The organism is Trujillonella endophytica, assembly GCF_900110555.1.
Lineage (GTDB): Bacteria > Actinomycetota > Actinomycetes > Mycobacteriales > Geodermatophilaceae > Trujillonella > Trujillonella endophytica.
In genome coordinates, this window is the sequence record NZ_FOEE01000009.1 from 99,776 (window position 1) to 120,226 (window position 20,451).

The window sequence follows — 20,451 nt, forward strand, 5'->3', positions numbered from 1 at the left end:
GCCCCGCTCCGCACCGCGCTCAGTTGGCGAAGCGCTCCCGGTAGTCCTCCCCCGGCTCGTACGCGACGCCCGCGGCGACCAGGTCGTCGATCTCCCGCTGGGAGAGCCCGATGCCGTCGAGCACCTCCCGGGTGTGCTGGCCGACCAGCGGCGCCGGCCCGGCGATGCGCCCCGGCGTCTCGGAGAAGTCGATCAGGTGCCCGAACTGGCGGGTGCGGCCGTACACCGGGTGCTCGTACTCGGCGACCAGCCCGAGGCGCACGTTGTCGGCGTCGTGCAGCGGCGCGACGCCGCCCTGGGTGTCCAGCGGGAGCTCGCACGGCACCCCGGCGGAGTCCAGCGCCCGCTTCCAGTTCCACGCGGTGCGGCGGGCGAACGCCGCCTCCAGCTCGGCCTCCACCTCCGCGCGGTCGTCACCGCGGCGGCCGGTCAGCTCCTCGGCGCCCGCGGCCGAGCACAGCGCCGCCCACTCCGCGTCCGAGGTCGCGCACACCTGCACGTACTGCTCGTCCTGGCAGCGGTAGAGCCGGTAGCCCGGGCCCAGCCCGTGCAGCCCGGCGTCCAGGTGCGGCCGCTCCAGCGGCACCCCGTCGACCAGCAGCGCGTCGGAGGCGAACACCGCGGCGCCGTCCAGCAGCGAGGTCCACAGCTCCTGGCCCTCGCCGGTGCGGTCGCGGTGGGCCAGCGCGAGCAGGACGCCGACCACAGACAGCACCGCGTTGGCCTGGTCGGTGAAGCCGAACCGGACGTACAGCGGCCGCTGCCCCAGGTGCACGGCGCCCTGCTCGAACTCGATGCCGCCGCTGGCCTGGTAGAGCGGGTCGAGGCCACCGGAGTGCGACAGCGGCCCCTCGAGGCCGTAGGCGTAGGTGTTGCAGTAGATGACGGCCGGGTTGACGCCCCGGCAGTCGGCGTAGCCGATGCCGATGCGGTCGGCGACGCCCTTGGTCATGTTGTGGTGGACGACGTCCGCGGTCCGCACCACCTCGAGCGCGATCTCCCGCCCGCGCGGATTCTTCAGGTCCAGCGCCAGGGACCGCTTCCCCCGCTGGCAGCCGTTGAACGGCGCCTGCGCCATTCGCATGTTGTCGCCGCCGACCGGCTCGATCTTGACGACGTCCATGCCGAGGTCGCCGAGCAGCATCGGGCCGAACGGCCCGGCCAGGTACTGCCCGAAGTCGACGAGCCGCAGCCCGCCCAGCGCCGTCGGCTGCGCCGGTCCGCCGGAGGGCACCGGGAGCGGGCGCCGCGGGACCTCGCGCAGCTCCGCGCGGACCGCGGCGCCGTGCTCGTCCAGCCGCGGGCGCGGCGAGACGATCGCGCCCGGCGTGCCCAGCAGGTGGATCGGGACGCCCATCTGCGTGGTCCCGCCCAGCTCGGGGTCGGCCACCGCGGCGACCATGTCGTTGGCGGCCAGCTGCGGATGCGGCTGCGCCAGCGACTGCTCCGCCGTGACCACCGCCTCGCACGCGTGGTTGTGCTCGCGCAGCGCCTGCACCAGGTCGGCGACCTTCCAGGAGGCGAAGGCGGCGGCGCGCTCGGCGTGCCACCGCTCGCGCTGCTCGGCCGGGGCGCTCGCCTGCAGGTACGGGTGCGGCTGGTCGAGGCCCAGGATGTCCTCGATCGACCGGGTCGGCGTCAGGCCCGACAGCACCGAGAGGTGGATCCAGCCGTCGGCGGTCTGCCAGATCATCCCCTGGTGGATGCCCGGCGGGTACGTCTTCGCCATCACCTCGTGGAACGCCGGCGCCCAGTGCTCGACGTCCTGCCAGATCTGCGTCGTGTACAGGAACAGGCCCTGCAGCAGCGAGGTGCGCACGTGCTGGCCGCGCCCGGTGGTCGCCCGCTGGTGCAGCGCCGCCAGGATGCCCATCGGCGCGAGGAAGGCGGCGCCCAGCGTCGGCGTCGGCGCGTGGTTGTAGACGGGGCCGAGCCGCCAGCCCGGCTGCTCGGACTGCGCCCCGCCGGCGGCCTGCACGAGCGCGTCCCAGCCGGGACGCTGCTCGTTGCGGTGCCCCACCGGCCAGGCGGAGACCGAGCAGTAGACCAGCGCGGGGTGCCGCGCGTGCACGGCGTCGTAGCCGAGGCCGAGCCGGTCCATGACCCCCGGCCGGAAGCCCTCCACCAGCACGTCCGCCCCGGCGAGCAGATCCTCCATGGTCGCCGCGTCGGCCGGGTCGGTGAGGTCCAGGGCGATGGACCGGCGGCTGCGGTGCCACACCGCGCTGCCGTGGTAGCCGCGGGTGGGATCGCCGCCGGGCGGCTCCACCTTGACGACGTCGGCCCCGTGCTCGGCGAGCATCGTCACGCCGACCGACGCGCCCGGCCCCCACGTGAGGTCGAGGATCCGGATGCCGTCCAGGGCGCTGCCCGAGGGAGTCGTCACGACCCGCAGTGTGTCCCCGCTCACGGGACGGCACAATGCTCGCGACCTGGTTACCGTCAGCCTTTCGACAAGACCGGAGGACGACGATGTCCGACGCTCCACCCGCGGATCCCGCCGCCTGGGCCGAGGCAGGCCTGGCCTTCCGGGTGGAGGAGGGGGTGGCCTGGCTCGTCCTCGACCGCCCGCAGGTCCGCAACGCGATCCACCACCCCCTGCGCAACGCGCTCCTCGCCGCGATCGAGGAGGTCCGCGCCGACCCCGAGATCCGGGCGGCGGTGGTCACCGGCTCGGGCAGCGCCTTCTGCGCGGGTGCCGACCTGATGTCGCCGCCGCACATCGAGATCCCGCCCGAGCGGCAGCGCGGCGCCCTGGCCAACGTCGCGCGGGAGGACGGCCGGCGCTTCGGCTGGTGGCGCCTGGCCCGGGCGATCTGGGAGAACGAGAAGCCGTTCGTCGCCGCCGTCAACGGCCCCGCCTACGGGGGCGGGTGCAACCTCGCGCTCGCCTGCGACCTGGTGGTGGCGGCCGAGTCGGCGCGGTTCAGCGAGGTCTTCGTGACCCGCGGCCTGCCCCTGGAGGGCGCCGCGGCCTACCTGCTCACCCGGTCGCTCAGTCCCGTCCGGGCCAAGGAGATGGCCCTGTTCGGCGACCCGGTCGACGGCCGGACGGCGGCCGAGTGGGGGCTGGCCAACCGCTGCGTCCCCGACGCCGAGCTGCTGGACCTCGCCGGGAGCTGGGCCCGCCGCCTGGCCGCCGGGCCCAGCATCGGCATCGGCCACGTGAAGGGCCAGATCAACGACGCCCTCGAGCAGACGATGGAGCAGGTCGCCAAGGCCGAGGTCACGCTCCTGGGCCTGGGCATCGGCGGCGACGCGCAGGAGGCCATGCAGGCCTTCGTCGAGCGTCGCGCGCCGCGGTTCACCGGACGATGAGCGGCCCGGTGCACCCCGAGAAGGTGCTGGTCGAGCGGCGCGGGCACGTCCTGGTCGTCACGATCAACCGCCCGGAGGTGCGCAACGCCGTCGACGGCGAGGTGCACATGACCATCGGCCGGCTGCTGGACGACGTCGAGGCCGACCCCGACGTCCGCGTCGTCGTCGTCACCGGCGCCGGGGACAAGGCCTTCTCCGCCGGCGCCGACCTCAAGGCCAACGCGCGCGGGGAGACCGTCCTGCCGCCGGGCTACGAGCACTGGGGCTTCGCGGGCTGGGTCCGGCACCCGATCAGCAAGCCGACCATCGCGGCGGTCAACGGGGCCGCGATGGGCGGCGGCGCGGAGCTGCTGCTCTCCTGCGACCTCGCCGTCGCCGCCGAGCACGCCGTCATCGGCCTGCCCGAGGTGACGATCGGCATGATCGCCGCGGACGGCGGCCCCTTCCGCGCGCTGGCCCAGCTCCCGCAGCGGATCGGCATGGAGCTCGTGCTCACCGGCGACCCGATCTCGGCCGCCCGCGCGCTCGAGCTGCACCTGGTCAACCGCGTCGTCCCCGGGGACGAGGTGCTGGGCGCCGCGCTGCAGCTGGCCGACCGGATCGCCCGCAACGCCCCGCTCGCGGTCCAGGCCAGCAAGCGCATCGCCCTCGGCCTGCGGAACGGCGAGCGCCCGGCCGAGCGGCTGCACTGGGAGCTGACCCGCGAGCACGCCCACGCCACCGCCGGGTCGGCCGACGCGAAGGAGGGCGTGCGCGCGTTCCTGGAGAAGCGCCCGCCGGTCTGGACCGGCCGGTGAGCCGCATGCGGATCGGGATGCCGCTGTCCTACAGCGTGGGCGTCCGCGAGACGGCGGCCGTCATCGGCGAGTACGAGGCCGCCGGCGTGGACGTCGTCTTCGTGGGCGAGGCCTGGTCGTTCGACGCCGTCAGCCAGCTCGGCTACCTCGCCGCGCGGACGACGACGATGCAGCTGGCCGCCGGCATCCTCAACGTCTACTCCCGCACCCCCGCGCTGCTGGCCATGACCGCCGCCGGGCTGGACGCGGTCTCCGGCGGCCGGTTCATCCTCGGCCTCGGCGCGTCCGGCCCCCAGGTGATCGAAGGGTTCCACGGCGTCCCCTACACCGCGCCCCTGGCCCGCACCCGCGAGGTCGTCGAGGTCTGCCGCACGGTGTGGCGGCGGGAGCCGCTGGTGCACGACGGGCCGCACGTGCAGGTGCCCCTGTCGCGCGAGCGCGGCGGCAGCGGCCTCGGCAAGCCCCTGACGCTGATCAACCGGCCGGTCCGCGACCGCATCCCGCTGATGCTCGCGGCGTTGGGGCCGAAGAACGTGGCGCTGGCCGCCGAGCTGTTCGAGGCCTGGGAGCCGATCTTCTACTTCCCCGAGCGGGCCGCGGACGCGTTCGGCGCCCCCCTCGCCGAGGGCGCCGGCCGCCGGGACCCGGCGCTCGGCCCGCTCGACGTCGTCGCCGACACCCACGTGCTGGTCACCGAGGACGCCGACGAGGAGGAGCGCGCGCTGCGAAGGGTCCGCCAGCACCTCGCGCTCTACGTCGGCGGCATGGGCGCCCGGGGCCGGAACTTCTACAACGACCTGGCCGTGCGCTACGGCTTCCCCGACGCGGCACGCGAGGTCCAGGACCACTACCTCGGCGGCCGGCCCCTGCAGGCCGCCGCCGCCCTGCCCGAGGAGCTGGTCCGCGGGGTGTCCCTCATCGGGCCGCGCGGGTTCGTCGCCGAGCGGGTCGCCGCCTTCGCCGAGGGCGGGGCGACGACGCTCAACGCCGCCCCGCTCGGCGAGGACCACGCGACCCGGCTGGCCTCCGTGGCCGCCCTGCGGGAGCTCGCCCCCTGACCCCGGCGGGCCGACCTGCCGCGCGACGCGACTCCTGACTACGGTCTCAATCATTGCCATGACAGGGAGGTCGACGTGACGGTCACGGTCGTGCACTGGGGCACCGGCGCCACCGGCGCGCTCGCGCTGCGCGGGATCCTTTCCCACCCGGAGCTCGAGCTCGTCGGGCTGTACGTGCACTCGGCGGAGAAGGCCGGCCTGGACGCGGCCGAGCTCTGCGGGCTGAGCGAGCCCACCGGAGTGGTCGCCACGAACGACGCGGCCGCGCTGCGCGCGCTGGGCGCCGACTGCCTCTCCTACTTCGGCCCGGGCCGGGCGCCGACCGCGATCGGTGACGTGCTGCCGTTCCTCGAGGCCGGCATCGACGTCGTCACCACGAGCTTCGGCGGCCTGACCCACCCGCCCGCCGCCGAGTCGGTCCTCCGCGAGCCGGCCGAGGCGGCGGCGCTGGCCGGCGGCGCGTCGCTGTTCTCCACCGGGATCGAGCCCGGGTACGCCAGCGACCTGCTGCCGCTGGCGCTGCTGTCGGCCTGCGACGACGTCCACGGGGTCCGGATCCAGGAGGTCGCCGACTACTCGCACTACCCCGGGGCCGACGCCCTGCGGATCGGCTTCGGCTTCGGCGAACCCGCCGACTACCCGGCCGCCCTCGCCGACCCCGCACGCCTGATCGGCGGGTGGCGCGGCGTGGTCGAGCTCGTCGGCGACGCCCTCGGCGTTCGCTTCGACTCGGTGGAGGCGACCTACGAGCGCCGGTCCCTGGACCGCGACGTCGACACCGCCATCGGGGTCGTCCGGGCGGGCACCACCGCCGCGGTCCGGTTCGAGGTGCAGGGCATGGTCGACGGCGTGCCGTTCGTCGTGCTCGAGCACGTCAACCGGATGGCCGCCGACGCCGCCCCCGACTGGCCGCACGCCCGCCTCGGCGACCGGCTGGTCTACCGCACCGAGGTGACCGGCCGACCCGGCTTCGCCTGCGAGCTCGCCTTCGACGAGCCGCAGTCGGAATTCGGCCGGATCGCCACCGGGATGCGCGCGGTCAACGCGATCCCCGCGGTGGTCGCCGCGCGGCCGGGACTGCTGTCGGCGACCGACCTGCCGGTCACGGTGAGCCGCAACAGCCGGCCCGGGGGAAGGCCCGTCCCGGTCCGGAGCTGAGCCGCGACCCGCCGGGCGGGAACGCCCCCGGCGCCGGTCGCCGGTTCAGCCCAGCAGCACCCGCAGGTCCAGTTCGGTGGAGGGCACGGCGGGGTCGTCGCCGTCGACGACGGCGACCAGGCGCGCCTCCCCGGCGGCGACCGACCGGAGGGCCAGACCCTCGACCTTGTGCACGCGCCCGCCCGCGCGGGGCAGCGGGACGACGTCGAGCACCCGGTCCCCGTCGAGGAGGGCGAGCGCGGTGGCGACGACCGGGCCGTCGTCCACCGCGTTCGGCGTGTCCTCCGCCGCCGCGCTGAGCAGGGTGCGCCCGTCGGGCAGGGCCACGGCGTCGGTCACCGCCAGGCCCACGCCGCCCACCTCCCCGAGCGCGTAGCGCTGCACGCCGCCGATCGGCACGGCGGCGGCCGCGACCTCGCCGAGGAGGGCCGCGACGAGGGCGTCCAGCGGCAGGTCCACGCTCGCCGAGGGCACGCCGGCCGCCAGGTTGCCCCGCTGGAACCAGCGCACCGTGTCGCCGTGCCGGCTGCCGCCCTCGAGGTTCAGGTGCCCGGGCGCGGCCCCCAGCGCCTCGGCGACCCGGCGGTAGAGCGGGGTCAGGTCCGCGGCCGCGGTGACCGGCGCGCCGGCGGCCAGCCGCACCAGCACGCCCTGCATCCGGCGCGGCGACGAGCCCGATCCCAGCGCCAGGACCGCCGGAGCGCCGTCGACCCCGACCGCGCAGGCCACCTCGAGGTCCGGCTTCAGGTGCTTGGTCCCGTCGGCGGAGCCGAACCGGTCCAGGCCCTGGACCGGGGGCAGCAGCCGCACCGGGAGCACCGAGTCGCCGCGGCGCCACGCGCCGATCGTGGCGTCGTCGGAGACGACGAGCCAGCCGTCGCCCAGCGGAGCCACCCCCGAGGCGGCGGTCACCGGCGTCCCGTCGTCGAACCGCAGCTCGGCCGTGCCCTCCACGAAGACCTGCACGCGGAGAGGATGCCCCTTCGCGCGCCGTCAGGCCTGCGGGAACCGCCACCGGGTCTGGCTCGACGGGGACTTGGCGAAGCCGAAGACCGTCCGCGGGCGCACCCGGAAGACCAGCGCCGAGCCGTGCGGGTCGGCGAAGCCCTCCTCGGTCGGCTCGAAGCGCCACACCGGCCCGTACTTCTTCTCCCACGCGCCGGCCAGGGCCACCAGCTCGGCGCGGTCGCGCACCCGCTCCGCCGTCCCCTCGACGACGACGTCCAGCCCCTCGTCCCAGCGATTGCCCCCGGTCGTGAGCACGACCTCGGCGTTGGTCTCGAGGTTGCGCGCCTTCCGCTCGGCGGCGCCGGTGCAGAAGTGCAGCGCGCCGTCCCGCCAGACGGTGAGCAGCGGGGTCACGTGCGGCCGGCCGTCCGGCCGGACCGTGGACACCCAGCTCAGCGGGGCCGCCGCGAGCAGGGCCTCCGCCTCCGCCCAGGGGCGCGGGCCGGCCCCGGTCTCCCCGTAGCGGGGGTCGACCTCGGTCACCGGTTCGACGGTCGTGGTCATGCCTGCCTCCTCGGGTCGTCGGGGGTAGGACCCGGAGCGCGGCGGGGACTCATCGGTCCGGCGGTCAGGAGCCGATCAGCGCGCGGTGCAGCACGGCGATGAGCTCGGTCCTCGTGATGATCCCGACCAGCCGGCCGTCGCCGTCGACCACCGGCAGGTTCCGCAGGCCGCGGTCGGTCATCAGCTCGACGAGCTCGGCGACGGGGGTGTCGGCGTCGACCGTGGTGACCGGCGTGGTCATCACCTTCGCGACGGGGTCGAACTCGACGACGTCCCGGTTGAACAGGTCGAAGACCGTTATGATCCCGACCACGTGCTCGTCGTCGTCGACGACCGGGACTGCCTTGACGTGGTGCTGGTTGATCACCATCCGCGCCCGGTAGAGGGTGTCGCCCGGGCGCACGCTCTTCACGTCGCGCGCCATGAGCGTGCCCACCCGGAGGCGGCCGAGCCGGCGGTCCAGCGCGTGCGCCTCGGCGTCCCGGATGAGGGCGACCACGTCGCCGGGCAGCACGTCCAGCCCGCGGTCCAGCCGGGCGATCGCGGCGGTGACGTCCTCGGTGGAGACCCCGACCCGCTCGCTGGGCGCCGGGTCGGTGCCCTGGTGCTGCGGCGGGGGCGGGGGCACGTGCGGATAGGGGCGCCCGGTCAGGTTGTTCACCGCCGCGCCGATCGCGAGCAGGACGACGGTGTTCACGCCGACCGGCCACACGGCGAACGCGTACCCGTGCTCGGCGACCGCGGACCCGCCGACGGCGGCGAACAGGGCGCAGGCACCGCCGGGCGGGTGCACGCAGCGGAGCAGCATCATGATCGCGATGGCCGCGCCGACCGCGACCGCGGCGGCGAGGGCCACGTCGTCCACCAGCCGCCCGGCGGTGACCCCCACCAGCGTGGAGACCACGTTGCCCACCAGCAGCGACCACGGCTGGGCGAGCGGGCTGGCCGGGGCGGCGAACAGCAGGACGGCCGTGGCGCCCATCGGCGCCACGATGAACGGCAGGGCCTCGGGCCCGCCGGGGACGAGGCGGGCGGCCAGCGCGGCGACGGCGATGCCGAGCAGCCCGCCCAGGCCGCCGCGGAGCAGGTCGGCCGGTCGGTAGCCCACCGGCCCGGGGCGCAGGGAGGCGAGCCAGGCTCGGCGGTCGGCGTACAGCGGTGTCCTCCCCCGACGGCAACCCTGCCGTCGACCGCGGCGACCTTAGCCGCTCCTCCCCACCCCTTCGGGGGAGCCCGCCGCGTCCCCGCTGGAGCCGCCCGACGCGGGTGCCGACGTCCTGGTCATGACCGCCGTCCTGCCCCGCCCGACCTCCGCCGGCCGCCACCGCGCCCCCGAGACCTCCGACGAGCCCCGCTGGGCGTCGGCGGCCGAGTTCTCCGCCGCCTGGGCCCGCGCCGGCCGCCACGCCGCGCCCGAGGCGTCGGGCCGCCACGCCTCCGACGACTTCGACTGGGTCGGCCGCGCGGCCGCGGCGGGCTGACCGGCATGCCGGTGCGCCGACTCAGCGGCCCCCGAGCGCCCCGGCGACCACCGGGACCAGGGCCGCGAACGCCTGGGCCCGGTGGCTCCTCGCGTCCTTCTCCGCGGGCGCGAGCTCGGCGGAGGTGAGCTCCAGCCCGTCGGGCACGAACACCGGGTCGTAGCCGAAGCCGTTCGTACCGCGCTCCTCCCGGATCACCCGCCCGCGCCACTCGCGCTGCAGTACCTGCTCGGTGCCCTCGGGCGTGACGAGGGCGGCGGCACAGACGAACGCCGCGCCTCTCCGCTCGTCGGGGACGTCCGCGAGCTGCGCCAGCAGCAGTGCGGTGTTGGCCCGGTCCTCCCCGTGCCGGCCTGCCCACCGCGCCGAGAGGATGCCCGGCATCCCGTTGAGCGCGTCGACGGTGATGCCCGAGTCGTCGGCGACCGCCGGCAGGCCCGTGTACCGCACCGCCTCCCGCGCCTTGAGCAGGGCGTTCTCCGCGAACGTCGTGCCCGTCTCGGGCGCCTCCGGGTACTCGGGCACGTCCCGCAGGCCGACGACGGTCACGCCCGGGACGGCGTCGGCCAGCAGCCGCTGCAGCTCGGCGAGCTTGCCCGCGTTGCGGGTGGCCAGGACCAGGCGGACGGTCATGCCGGCCCCGCGTCGGACCGCAAGGCGCGCTGCTGCACGGCGGTGAGCTCCGCGCAGCCGGCGACGGCCAGGTCCAGCAGCGCGTCGAGCGTCGCCCGGTCGAAGACCGCCCCCTCCGCCGTGCCCTGCACCTCGACGAACCCGCCGTCCCCGGTGCAGACGACGTTCATGTCCGTGCCTGCCCGCACGTCCTCCTCGTAGGCGAGGTCCAGTCGCGGCTGGCCGTCGATGACGCCGACGCTGACCGCGGCCACCGACTGCACGAGGGGCGTGGCCTTCGCCAGCTTCCCCCGCTCGCCCAGCCAGGAGACGGCGTCGGCGAGGGCGACGTAGGCGCCGGTGATGGCCGCCGTCCGCGTGCCGCCGTCGGCCTGCAGGACGTCGCAGTCGATCGCGATGCTGTTCTCCCCCAACGCACCCAGGTCGACGGCGGCGCGCAGCGAGCGGCCGATCAACCGGCTGATCTCGTGCGTGCGGCCCCCGATGCGGCCCTTGACCGACTCGCGCTCGCCGCGGGTGTGGGTGGCGCGCGGCAGCATCGCGTACTCGGCGGTCACCCAGCCCAGGCCCGACCCCTTGCGCCAGCGGGGCACGCCCTCGGTGACGCTCGCCGCGCACAGCACCCGGGTGCGGCCGAACTCCACGAGCACCGAGCCCTCGGCGTGGTCGAGCCAGTTGCGGGTGATCGTCACCGGGCGCAGCTGGTCGGCGGTGCGGCCGTCGGGACGTGTGGTCTGCGAGGCGGGAGTCACGTGAGTCGACAGTAGTGCGGGCCGCCGCCGCCGTGTCGGCAGCAGTCGGGTTCCCCCCGCGGCCGGGACACCTACGCTCCGCGACGCCCATCAGTTCGCCGCGGCGATCCTGCTCGGCCCGGCCGCCATCGCGACCGCCTGGGCCGCCTACCGGTCGGCCATCGACGGCGGGGACGCGATCGCCGGCTACTCGCAGGCCACCACCCTCACCAGCCAGGCCGCCGACATCTACGGCGACGCCACCGGCCAGTTCGACCAGGAGGCCGCGGACGGGCTGCGCGACAACTTCTTCTCGGACGACCTCGAGGAGACCGTCGCCTGGTACGACGTCAGCGGCGAGGACATCACCGAAGCCGTTCGACGCCGACTCCGGGTCCCCGCACCCGCCCCCGGCGTGGGCCGCCCCGGCCACGATCAGGTGACCTGATCCCCGCGCGTCCTCCCTCGTCGCCCGCGGTGTGGGAGGACGCGCTGCGGTGAGGGAGGACCCGCTGCGGTGCGGGAGGACCCGCTGCGGTGCGGGAGGCCGGCGAGGCGGTGCGGTGCGGGCGGACGCGCTGCGGTGCGGGAGGACGGCGAGGCGGTGCGGGAGGATCGGGCCCATGCGATCCGAGCTCCGCTCCGTCCGGACCGGCGGGGTGCCCGCCGTCGTCGACCTGACCGACGAGTGCGCGGCCTTCGTGGCCGGCGAGACCGACGGGCTGCTGCAGGTGTTCGTGCCGCACGCGACCGCGGGGGTGGCGATCATCGAGACCGGCTCCGGCAGCGACGACGACCTGCTCGCCCAGCTCGACCTCCTGCTCCCCCGCGACGACCGGTGGCGGCACCGGCACGGCAGCGCCGGCCACGGCCGCGACCACGTGCTGCCGGCGTTCGTGCCGCCGCACGCCACCGTTCCGGTGCTCGAGGGCCGGATGCAGCTGGGCACCTGGCAGCGGATCTGCCTGGTCGACACCAACCAGGACAACCCGCAGCGGCACGTGCGGCTGTCGTTCCTCGCCGGCTGACCGGCACGACCGATCGAGGCGGCCGGGCCCGGGGACGCGGCGATGCCCGGCGTGGAGTCCGTCGGCCCCGCACGGCAGGATGCGCGGCATGACCGACACCGCCGCGACTCCGGACGCTCCCGTCCGCCTCTCCCCCGGTGACCCGGCGCCGGACTTCACCTTGCCCGACGCCGACGGCACCCCGGTCGCACTCTCCGCGCACCGCGGGCGACGGGTGATCGTGTACTGCTACCCGGCCGCGCTGACCCCGGGCTGCACCACCCAGGCGGTCGACTTCACCGCCGCCGCGGGGGAGCTGGCCGAGGCCGGGCTGGACATCATCGGCATCTCCCCGGACCCGCCGGCGAAGCTGCTGCGCTTCCGGGAGAAGGAGCAGCTGGGCATCACCCTCGTCTCCGACGTGGACAAGGCCGTGCTGAAGGCCTACGGCGCGTTCGGGCCGAAGAAGCTGTACGGCAAGGAGGTCATCGGGGTCATCCGGTCGACCTTCGTCATCGACGCCGACGGCCGGATCGAGAAGGCCGCGTACAACGTCAAGGCGACCGGCCACGTCGCCAAGCTGCGCCGGGATCTCGGCCTGGCCTGACCCGCCCCCGCTCCACCGACGCCCCGCCCGGCACCGCCGGCGGGGCGTCGTGCTGTCCGGGGACGCCCCGGCGTCCCGGGCGCGGCGTCCCGAGTGATCGGGACGGCGGTCCCTCGTGCTCGGGTCACGCGGAACGCGAGAGTCCGGTCGACGAGATCACCGACTCCGGGAGAGACACCTCATGCTCCGCACCACCCTGCCGACCCGCCTGCTCGCCGCGGGCTGTCTCGCCGCCGCGCTGGCCGTCACCGGCTGCAGCGCCGACGACGGCGACGACAACGCCACGGCGGCCGACGACTCCGCCGGGACCACCCCGGCCGCGGACCTCGCCGCCTTCTGCCAGGGCGTCGTGGACTACGACGCCACCCCCGAGCCGACGGGCGGCGAGACCGGGGAGCCCAGCACGGCCGACGTCGCCGCGTACGGGGAGGCGCTCGCGGAGCCCGTCGAGGCGATCGTCGACAACGCCCCGGCCGCGGCCACCGACGCCGCCGCCGCGCTGCACCACCTGCAGCAGCAACTGGCCGACGGCGACTCCAGCGGGCAGTTCGAGCCCGACGCCGTCGAGGCGGTCGGCACGATCGAGACCGTGGTCGCGCAGGAGTGCGACGTCACCGCCGTGACCGTGACGGCGGTGGACTACACCTTCGAGGGCGTGCCCGCCGACCTGCCGGCCGGGCTCACGACCTTCGTGATGCCCAACGAGACCACCGCCGACGAGGAGCACGTGATGCTCATCGCCCGCGTCGTGGACGGGGAGACCCTGACGCCGGAGCAGTTCGTCGCCGACCCCGAGGGCTCCTTCGCCGCGATCGAGCTGCTGGGCGAGACGTACGCCCCGGCCGGCGCCACCGGCGGCGTGACCCTCGACCTCGCGGCCGGCGAGTACCTGCTCATCTGCCCGGTCGCCCACGACGAGGCCAGCCCGCCGCACTTCGTGCTCGGGATGATCTCCGCCGTCACCGTCGCGTGAGCCCCCGTGCCCCCGGGGGAACCGGCCGCCCCGGTTCCCCCGGTCGGCACCCGGCCGGCGTCCTGAGCCGGCGGGCGTTGCTCGGTACCGCCCTCGCCGGGCTGGCCCTGCCGGCGCTGTCCGCCTGCCGGGGCGGTCCCACGCCCCGCGCCACCTCCTCGACGCCGCCGCGGCGCCCCGCCCCCGCCCTGGCCGACGACGGCATCCCCCTGGTCCCGACGCCGCCGCTCGCGCCGTCGACCATCGACCCCGACGGCGTGCGGGTGTTCCGACTCCGCGCCCGGGCCGGCACCACCGAGTTCCGCCCCGGCGTCGCGACCCCCACCTGCGGATACGAGGGCGCCTACCTCGGCCCGACCCTGCGCGCGCGGCGCGGGGAGACCGTGCGGGTGGAGGTGGTCAACGAGCTCCTGCAGGACACCACGCTCCACTGGCACGGCATGGAGCTGCCCGGAGCCGCGGACGGGGGCCCGCACGCCCTCATCCCCTCCGGCGGTTCCTCCTGGCCCACCTGGACCGTCGCCCAGCCCGCCGCGACGCTCTGGTACCACCCGCACCCGCACGGAGCCACGACGGCGCAGGTGCTGCGCGGTCTGGCCGGCGCCTTCCTCGTCGACGACCCCGACGGTCGGGGCTCCCCGGGCCTGCCCGACGAGTACGGGGTGGACGACGTCCCGCTGCTGCTGCAGGACCAGCGGCTGACCGCCGACGGCCGGATCGACGAGGAGACCCGGACGGCGATCGGTCCGCTCGGCGACGTCGTCCTGGTCAACGGCGTGGCCGGCGGCTGCCTGCCGGTGACCACCACGCGGGTGCGGCTGCGGGTGGTCAACGCCTCCCCGGCCCGCGTCTACGCCCTCGCCGCCGCCGATGGCCGCGACCTGGTCCTGGTCGGCACGGACGGCGGCCTGCTCGCCGCCCCGGTGCCGGTCCGGTCGGTGCGGCTCTCGCCCGGCGAACGGGCCGAGGTCGTGGTCGCCCTGACACCCGGCGAGCGGCTCGGCCTGGTCTCCCTGCCGCCCGACCTCGGCCTGCTCCCCCAGCTCGCCGGCACCTACGGGGCGGCGGGGACCCTTCCGCTGCTGGAGCTCCGGGCCGCGGCGGAGCTCCGCCCCTCGCCCGATCTGCCGGCGACGACGGCCGTCGTCCCGCCCGCCGACGCGGCTTCCGCGGGGGGCGAGCGGCGGTTCGAGCTGTCGGCCGGCCGGATCAACGGGCGCACGCCCGACCCGGGCCGCATCGACCTCCGGGTCCCGCTGGGCGCGACCGAGGTGTGGACGGTGACCAGCGCCCACGAGCAGCCGCACAGCTTTCATCCGCACGGGGTCCGGTTCCGGGTGCTCTCGGTCGGCGGGGCGGCACCGCCGCCGGAGCTGGCCGGCTGGAAGGACACCGTCTACGTGCCCCCGCGGACCCCCCTGCGGCTGCTCGTGCGGTTCGACCAGCCCGCCGACGAGCGGACGCCGTTCATGTACCACTGCCACGTCCTGTGGCACGAGGACCAGGGGATGATGGGTCAGTTCGTCGTCGACCCGGAGACCTGACCGGCTTCTCACGCCTCCCACGTGCCCGGCCGCGGCTGGCACGCCGGCGGGCCCGCCCAGCCGACGTCCCACGGATAGCGGCCGGCGTGGTCCGGCCACGCCAGCTGGTACGCCGGGACCGAGTGCTCGGCCGGCCGACGGTAGGAGCGGTTGGCGCCCAGCACGACCTCGCCCGGGTTGGGACAGACCTCGACGACCACCTCGCCCGGCCCGTGCCCGACGGACAACCGCTCGCCGGGGACGACGTCGCGGCCGTCGGCGACCTGCTCCGCCACCGGCTGCAGCAGCCCGTGCGCGTTCCAGGCATCGAGGCCGACCACGACGAGTTCCGGATGGCCCAGGCCGAACAGGCCGATGGTGTAGCCGAAGGCGGGCTGTCCGGGCTCGTCGCCGGCACCGACGTACTGCACCGCCCAGCGGTGTGCACGGATTACGGCGGCCAGGTGGGCGTCCTCCTGGTCCAGCCAGGCGGTGGTCTGCGGGTCGAGGTACATGCCCGGGATCGTGCGGTCCGGGGACGACGCGCCGCCGAGGATCGCCGCCGGGGCTGTGGACGCGCCCGACCCGGGGGACGGGACGACGGAACCGTCACCCCGACCTGCTAGCCGTCGCCGGCCTCCCGGCGGGCGCGGGCGCGGCGCCGCCCCTCGTGCATGGCCGCCACGCGGGCCACGGGGATGGTGTGCCCCTCGGCCACCAGCTCCGCCGGCAGCTGCTGCGGCTCGGGCAGCTCGGCCGCCCAGAGGTCGCCCCCGCCGAGCAGCTCCCCCGCCGTCCGCACGGTCACCCGCCCGGGATCGGCGTCGTCCAGGTCCGCCCAGTCGACCGGGGCGGAGACGGGCAGCCCGGGGCGGATCCGCGGGCTGTAGGCGGCCACGATCGTCGTCGTGCCGGAGCGCGTGGAGTCGACGAACACCCGCCCGTGCCGGTCGTCCTTGATGTAGGCGGTGGTGGCCAGCTCCGGCTCCAGCCGCTCGGTGCGGGCGGCCAGCGCCCGGGTCGCGGCGGCGGCGTCGTCCGGCTCGGCGTCCCGGATCGGGACGACGACGTGCACGCCCTTGGACCCGCTCGTCTTGACCGCGCCGGCCAGCCCCGCGTCCGTCAGCGCCCGCCGGACGAGGTGCGCCGTGCGCACCACCACCTCGAACGGGGCGCCCTCGGGCGGGTCGAGGTCGAGCACCAGGCCGGTGGGCCGCGTCGCCCCGGCCGGGAGGAACGGCACGTGGAACTCCACGGCGCGCTGGTTGCCCAGCCACAGGAGGGTGCGCCGGTCGTCGCACAGCACCTGGTGGATCTGCCGGGACGTCGACGCCGACCAGACCGGCACGGTGGCGACCCAGTCCGGCGCCCCCTTGGGCACGTTGCGCTGCATGAACGGCGCCGCTCCCGGGCGCACGCGCATGACCGACAGCGGCCGGCCCGCGAGCAGCGGCACCAGCCGGTCGGCGAACGCGTCGAGATGGTCGACGAGGTCGCCCTTGGTCACCCCGAGCCCGTCCCCGAGGGGAGAGTCCAGCGAGGTCAGCCGGACGCCGTCGCGCTCGTCGTCCACCACCGGGCCACCGTGCCCGTCGACCGGCGGGCCGGCAAGTCCTCAGACCTGGTAGGTGGCGCCCGGCGTGACCAGCTCGGAGCGCCGGAACGCCGTGCGGGCCGCGGCCAGCTGGGCGGCCGGGTCGACCCAGGAGGGCACGTGCGTGACCAGCAGCCGGCCCACCTGCGCCGCGGCGGCGAGCTCGCCGGCCTGCCGGCCGGTCAGGTGCAGCCCCGGCGGCAGGTCCGCCACGTCGGGGTACGCGGCCTCGGCCAGCAGCACGTCGGCGCCCTGCGCCAGCTGCGCCACCCGGGCGCTGGGCCCCGTGTCACCCGTGTAGACCAGCGAGCTCCCCTGCGCGCTCAGCCGGACGGCGTGGCACTCGACCGGGTGCTCGGTGCGGGCGGTCCGCAGCGTGAAGGGACCCAGTTGCGCGGTGACCGGCACGGGCACGAACTCGAAGACGTCGCTGAGCGGCTTGCCGCCCTCCTCGCAGACCACGGCCAGGCGCCGCTCCGCCCCGGCAGGGGCGACGAGCGGGATCCGCCGCCGGGAGCTGCGGCCCGACCACCGGTGCCAGACCACGAACGGCGCCACGTCCAGGCAGTGGTCGGCGTGCAGGTGGGTGAGGAACACGGCATCGACGGCGTCGGGGTCCACGACGCCCTGGAGCGGACCGAAGGCGCCGTTGCCGAGGTCGAGGAGCAGCCGGAAGCCGTCGTGCTCCACCAGGTAGCAGGAGGCGGCCGACACCGGCCCCGGTCCGCTGCCCGAGCAGCCGACGACCGTGAGCCTCACGCCTCACCCTTCCGCAGCATCCCCATGGCGGGCGCCAGGCTAACCGGCGGCACGATGCGCCGTGCACGGTGATCGAACCGCCCCCGGGCAAGGTCCCGCGCCGCGTGGAGCCGGGCGCGGGGGCCGAGGGGATCCTCCGACTACGCCCAGAGCTGGCCCTCGAGGGCTGCGGTCGCCTCGTCGAGGGTGCCGGCGTACGCGCCGGTGGACAGGTACTTCCACCCGCCGTCGCAGACGATGAAGACGATGTCTGCCCGCCGGCCCGCGGCGACCTCCTTGTCGGCGATCCCGAGCGCGGCGTGCAGGATCGCGCCGGTCGAGATGCCGGCGAAGATGCCCTCCCGCTCCACCAGCTGGCGGGTGCGGTGGATCGCGTCCTCGGGGCCCACGCTGAACCGCGAGTCCAGCAGCGAGGCGTCGTAGAGCTCGGGGATGAAGCCCTCGTCGATGTTCCGCAGGCCGTAGACCAGCTCCCCGTAGCGGGGCTCGGCCGCGATGACCTGGACGTCGGGCTTGTGCTCGCGGAAGTAGCGGGAGCAGCCCATCAGGGTGCCGGTCGTGCCGAGGCCGGCCACGAAGTGGGTCATCGACGGCAGGTCGGCGAGGATCTCCGGGCCCGTCCCGGTGTAGTGCGCCTCGGCGTTGGCCGGGTTGCCGTACTGGTAGAGCATCACCCAGTCCTCGTGCTCGGCGGCCAGCTCCTTGGCCATCGCCACGGCCTGGTTGGAGCCGCCCGCGGCGGGCGAGCTGATGATCTGCGCGCCGTACATCTCCAGCAGCTGCCGCCGCTCGACGGAGGTGTTCTCCGGCATCACGCAGATCAGCCGGTAGCCGCGCTGCCGGGCCACCATCGCCAGCGAGATGCCGGTGTTGCCGCTGGTCGGCTCGAGGATCGTCGCCCCCGGCGTCAGCGAGCCGTCCTTCTCCGCCGCCTCGATCATCGCGATCGCCGCGCGGTCCTTGATGGACCCGGTGGGGTTGTGGTCCTCGAGCTTGGCCCACAGCCGGACATCGGGGGTCGGCGACAGCCGCGGCAGCCCTACGAGCGGGGTGCCGCCGAGCGAGTCGACGAGGGAGGCGAAGCGGGCCATGGCGGAGCTCTTCCGGGGAGGGGGCGGGGCGGGGGGACGGCGGCGCGGCTGCCTCAGCAGCCGCCGGCGACCGCCGGGAGGATGGTGACGGAGTCGCCGTCCTTGACCTCGGTGTCCAGCGCACCGGTGAAGCGCACGTCCTCGTCGTTGACGTAGACGTTGACGAAGCGGTGCAGCTTGCCCTCCTCGGTGACGAGGCGATTCTTCAGGCCGGGGTGCTGGCCGTCGAGGTCGTCGACGAGGGCGCCGAGGGTGGCGCCGGAGCCCTCGACGGTCTTGGCCCCACCGGTGTGGGTGCGCAGGATGGTCGGGATGCGGACCTCGATGGCCATGGCGGACGGTTCTCCTCTGGGTCGGAACTGGCTTGGGGGGGCACCGCTGCGCACAGCGGCGATGGTGGTGCGTCTGTCCGGGCGAACGCCCGGCCGCCGCCCGAGATTCCTCTGGCGCGCGGCGGCCCCGTCCAGAGGCTCACCCCGAGCGTGCGAGGGGTGAGGAGGACGGGGTCCTTGATCAGTCGTAGACGACGGTGGTCGGCGAGTGGCCGAACAGGTAGGAGTCGAGGATCTCGACGCCCTCCTCCGTGACCTGGCCGTCGACGATCCGGAAGCTGCGGAACTCGACGTCGTCGCCGGCGAGACCGGTCTGCTCCCCGTGGTGGCGGGTGGACACCAGCACGTAGTGCGCGTTCGGCTCGGAGGCGAGGGAGACGTCGGTGCGGGAGGGATGCGCCTCGGTGGCGGTGTGCGAGTGGTAGATCACCACCGGCTCCTCGTCCCGGTCGTCCATCTCCCGGTACAGCCGCAGGAGGTCACCGGAGTCGAACTCGTAGAAGGTCGGCGACCGCGCCGCGTTGACCATCGGGATGAACCGCTCGGGCCGGTCGCTGCCCTCGGGGCCGGCGACGACGCCACAGGCCTCGTCCGGGTGGTCCTCCCGGGCGTGGGCCACGATGGCGTCGTAGGTCGCGCGGTCGATGCGCAGCACGCCCCCCATCCTAGGCGGCCGCCGCGCGCGATCCCCGCCGTCCTCCGGACGGGGGACCCCACGCACGGTGGGCGACGCCTCATCGGTGGCGCGGGTCACGCCGTGGCGGACGGGTTACGGTCCGTGCCGTGCTCGTCGACATCGTCCTGGCCGCCGTGACCGCGGCGCTCGCGCTGCCGGCGCTCGTCCTGGGGACCGCCGGGGTCCTGCGCCGCCGCGGGCGGTTCAGCGGCGACCCCGGCGCCGACCGCGCCTCGCGGATCGTGGTCGTCGTCCTGCGCGGGGTGGCCCTGCTGCTGCTGCTCGGCGCGGCCGCGCTCACGCTGGTCTCGACGATCGGCGCCGCGATCCAGGACGTCGAGCTGCACGGCTTCGTCTACGTGTTCTTCGTGCTCACCGCGCTGCTCGCGCTGCTGGTGCTGACTACCTTCGGGCGGCGCGCCCCGCGGCGAGCGAGTCCACGAGCGACCCCTGCACGGCGGTGAGCCAGTAGTAGACCGCCAGCTGCTGGTCGGTCTCGCTGACCAGCTCCGCGGGCGGCTCGGTGTCCGCGCTGATCCCCAGCCGGGTGCCGAGGGCCAGCCGCAGGTCGTTGGTCGTCCGCAGCCACGCCCCGGCCTGGTCGGCGTCCAGGTGCAGCGTCCCGCCGTCGGGCGGCAGGGTGGCGCGGACGGCAGCCAGGTCGTCGGACTTGCCGGCCACGAGCGAGTCGCGGGTCAGCTCGCGGTAGTCGGCGGCCAGGTGCGGGTCGCCCCGGTGCCCCTCGGGCAGCAGCCGCGCCAGGACCTCGTCGCCCTCGACGTCCTCGTCCTCCCCGGAGAGCAGCTGCTCCAGCTGGTCGAGCAGCAGCCCGACGATGCCCGCCTCGGCGGGATCCAGGCGGGCGACGTAGGAGTCCCCGCGACGACGGAACGGCTTCATGTGTCCTTCTGGTAGCTGGCCCACAGCCCGTAGGCGTGCAGCCGGCTGGTGTCGTGCTCCATGCGCTCGCGGGGGCCGGAGCTGACGATCGCCCGGCCCTCCTGGTGCACCTGCAGCATCAGCTCGGTCGCCTTCGCCTCGTCGTAGCCGAAGAGCTCCTGGAACACGTAGGTCACGTACGTCATGAGGTTGACCGGGTCGTCCCAGACGATGGTCACCCAGGGTCGGTCGAGGTCGGCGTCCACCTCGACCACGGTCTCGGGGGACCGGGTGGGAGCGAGCGGTCCGGCCACGCCCCCGA

General features: G+C 75.4%; 24 protein-coding genes. 10 read left to right on the forward strand and 14 right to left on the reverse strand.

The annotated features are described in order from the left end of the window. Positions 1-19: 19 nt before the first annotated feature. On the reverse strand, positions 20-2,386 hold the full coding sequence (locus BMY88_RS15060) for a CaiB/BaiF CoA transferase family protein (protein ID WP_139220491.1): 2,367 nt from the start codon (positions 2,384-2,386) through the stop codon (positions 20-22). An 86-nt stretch (positions 2,387-2,472) separates the two neighbouring features. On the opposite strand from BMY88_RS15060, the gene BMY88_RS15065 reads away from it, so the two are divergent. From BMY88_RS15065 to BMY88_RS15080, 4 genes are all read left to right on the forward strand, one after another. Then, on the forward strand, positions 2,473-3,318 hold the full coding sequence (locus BMY88_RS15065; protein WP_170861127.1) for an enoyl-CoA hydratase/isomerase family protein: 846 nt from the start codon (positions 2,473-2,475) through the stop codon (positions 3,316-3,318). Continuing rightward, a complete protein-coding gene (locus BMY88_RS15070) occupies positions 3,315-4,115 on the forward strand; it encodes an enoyl-CoA hydratase-related protein (protein ID WP_091945046.1) in 801 nt (266 codons plus the stop codon). Before BMY88_RS15065 ends, BMY88_RS15070 begins: the two co-directional genes overlap by 4 nt. Positions 4,116-4,120: 5 nt before the next feature. Further along, on the forward strand, positions 4,121-5,173 hold the full coding sequence (locus tag BMY88_RS15075; RefSeq protein ID WP_091945363.1) for an LLM class F420-dependent oxidoreductase: 1,053 nt from the start codon (positions 4,121-4,123) through the stop codon (positions 5,171-5,173). Between the two features lie 75 nt (positions 5,174-5,248). Beyond that, positions 5,249-6,331, forward strand: coding sequence for an NAD(P)H-dependent amine dehydrogenase family protein (locus BMY88_RS15080; RefSeq protein ID WP_091945049.1), 1,083 nt, complete (start codon positions 5,249-5,251; stop codon positions 6,329-6,331). 45 nt (positions 6,332-6,376) lie between these two features. Here BMY88_RS15080 and BMY88_RS15085 read toward each other — a convergent pair whose 3' ends face one another. The 3 genes from BMY88_RS15085 to BMY88_RS15095 form a co-directional block, all read right to left on the reverse strand. After that, entirely contained in the window at positions 6,377-7,297 is a 921-nt protein-coding gene (locus BMY88_RS15085) for a DUF6910 family protein (protein ID WP_091945051.1), read from the reverse strand. A gap of 27 nt (positions 7,298-7,324) precedes the next feature. Next, positions 7,325-7,843, reverse strand: a complete 519-nt coding sequence (locus BMY88_RS15090) for a pyridoxamine 5'-phosphate oxidase family protein (RefSeq protein WP_091945053.1) — start codon at positions 7,841-7,843, stop codon at positions 7,325-7,327. 64 nt (positions 7,844-7,907) lie between these two features. After that, complete coding sequence (locus BMY88_RS15095; protein WP_091945055.1) at positions 7,908-8,951, reverse strand: HPP family protein; 1,044 nt, start codon at positions 8,949-8,951, stop codon at positions 7,908-7,910. 175 nt (positions 8,952-9,126) lie between these two features. On the opposite strand from BMY88_RS15095, the gene BMY88_RS15100 reads away from it, so the two are divergent. Beyond that, the gene (locus BMY88_RS15100; RefSeq protein WP_091945057.1) at positions 9,127-9,324 is read left to right on the forward strand and encodes a hypothetical protein; all 198 of its coding nucleotides are present in this window, start codon (positions 9,127-9,129) and stop codon (positions 9,322-9,324) included. A 21-nt stretch (positions 9,325-9,345) separates the two neighbouring features. On the opposite strand, the gene rdgB is transcribed toward BMY88_RS15100, so the two are convergent. Both rdgB and rph read right to left on the reverse strand, forming a co-directional pair. Beyond that, complete coding sequence (rdgB, locus tag BMY88_RS15105; protein ID WP_091945059.1) at positions 9,346-9,957, reverse strand: RdgB/HAM1 family non-canonical purine NTP pyrophosphatase; 612 nt, start codon at positions 9,955-9,957, stop codon at positions 9,346-9,348. Next, on the reverse strand, positions 9,954-10,709 hold the full coding sequence (rph, locus tag BMY88_RS15110) for a ribonuclease PH (protein ID WP_091945062.1): 756 nt from the start codon (positions 10,707-10,709) through the stop codon (positions 9,954-9,956). Before rph ends, rdgB begins: the two co-directional genes overlap by 4 nt. A gap of 602 nt (positions 10,710-11,311) precedes the next feature. Between rph and BMY88_RS15115 the strand changes: the two genes are divergently transcribed. The 4 genes from BMY88_RS15115 (at position 11,312) to BMY88_RS15130 (ending at position 14,819) form a co-directional block, all read left to right on the forward strand. Then, the gene (locus BMY88_RS15115; protein ID WP_170861128.1) at positions 11,312-11,716 is read left to right on the forward strand and encodes a YjbQ family protein; all 405 of its coding nucleotides are present in this window, start codon (positions 11,312-11,314) and stop codon (positions 11,714-11,716) included. A gap of 88 nt (positions 11,717-11,804) precedes the next feature. Further along, the gene (bcp, locus tag BMY88_RS15120; protein WP_091945064.1) at positions 11,805-12,302 is read left to right on the forward strand and encodes a thioredoxin-dependent thiol peroxidase; all 498 of its coding nucleotides are present in this window, start codon (positions 11,805-11,807) and stop codon (positions 12,300-12,302) included. 181 nt (positions 12,303-12,483) lie between these two features. After that, entirely contained in the window at positions 12,484-13,275 is a 792-nt protein-coding gene (locus tag BMY88_RS24155; RefSeq protein ID WP_091945066.1) for a hypothetical protein, read from the forward strand. Then, positions 13,272-14,819 carry a multicopper oxidase family protein gene (locus BMY88_RS15130; RefSeq protein WP_211435675.1) on the forward strand — a complete coding sequence of 516 codons (1,548 nt, stop codon included), beginning with the start codon at positions 13,272-13,274 and terminating at the stop codon, positions 14,817-14,819. The genes BMY88_RS24155 and BMY88_RS15130 overlap by 4 nt, the downstream gene beginning before the upstream one ends. An 8-nt stretch (positions 14,820-14,827) precedes the next feature. On the opposite strand, the gene BMY88_RS15135 is transcribed toward BMY88_RS15130, so the two are convergent. The 6 genes from BMY88_RS15135 to BMY88_RS15160 form a co-directional block, all read right to left on the reverse strand. Beyond that, positions 14,828-15,313 carry a DUF4262 domain-containing protein gene (locus BMY88_RS15135; protein ID WP_091945071.1) on the reverse strand — a complete coding sequence of 162 codons (486 nt, stop codon included), beginning with the start codon at positions 15,311-15,313 and terminating at the stop codon, positions 14,828-14,830. Between the two features lie 107 nt (positions 15,314-15,420). After that, positions 15,421-16,374: a DNA polymerase domain-containing protein gene (locus BMY88_RS15140; RefSeq protein WP_091945073.1), complete on the reverse strand. Its 954-nt coding sequence runs from the start codon at positions 16,372-16,374 to the stop codon at positions 15,421-15,423. A 39-nt stretch (positions 16,375-16,413) separates the two neighbouring features. After that, the gene (locus BMY88_RS15145) at positions 16,414-17,151 is read right to left on the reverse strand and encodes an MBL fold metallo-hydrolase (protein ID WP_091945075.1); all 738 of its coding nucleotides are present in this window, start codon (positions 17,149-17,151) and stop codon (positions 16,414-16,416) included. A gap of 140 nt (positions 17,152-17,291) precedes the next feature. Beyond that, a complete protein-coding gene (locus BMY88_RS15150) occupies positions 17,292-18,242 on the reverse strand; it encodes a PLP-dependent cysteine synthase family protein (RefSeq protein WP_091945077.1) in 951 nt (316 codons plus the stop codon). A gap of 53 nt (positions 18,243-18,295) precedes the next feature. Further along, positions 18,296-18,574: a MoaD/ThiS family protein gene (locus BMY88_RS15155; RefSeq protein WP_091945079.1), complete on the reverse strand. Its 279-nt coding sequence runs from the start codon at positions 18,572-18,574 to the stop codon at positions 18,296-18,298. Positions 18,575-18,755: 181 nt separating this feature from the next. Then, positions 18,756-19,229, reverse strand: a complete 474-nt coding sequence (locus BMY88_RS15160) for a M67 family metallopeptidase (protein ID WP_091945369.1) — start codon at positions 19,227-19,229, stop codon at positions 18,756-18,758. Positions 19,230-19,357: 128 nt separating this feature from the next. Between BMY88_RS15160 and BMY88_RS15165 the strand changes: the two genes are divergently transcribed. After that, positions 19,358-19,714, forward strand: a complete 357-nt coding sequence (locus tag BMY88_RS15165; protein ID WP_091945081.1) for a hypothetical protein — start codon at positions 19,358-19,360, stop codon at positions 19,712-19,714. Here the strand turns inward: BMY88_RS15165 and BMY88_RS15170 are convergent. Continuing rightward, the gene (locus BMY88_RS15170) at positions 19,653-20,150 is read right to left on the reverse strand and encodes a DUF2017 family protein (protein ID WP_091945083.1); all 498 of its coding nucleotides are present in this window, start codon (positions 20,148-20,150) and stop codon (positions 19,653-19,655) included. The two genes, BMY88_RS15165 and BMY88_RS15170, sit on opposite strands and share 62 nt — an antisense overlap. Continuing rightward, on the reverse strand, positions 20,147-20,443 hold the full coding sequence (gene clpS / locus BMY88_RS15175; protein WP_091945086.1) for an ATP-dependent Clp protease adapter ClpS: 297 nt from the start codon (positions 20,441-20,443) through the stop codon (positions 20,147-20,149). Before clpS ends, BMY88_RS15170 begins: the two co-directional genes overlap by 4 nt. Between the last annotated feature and the right edge of the window lie 8 nt (positions 20,444-20,451).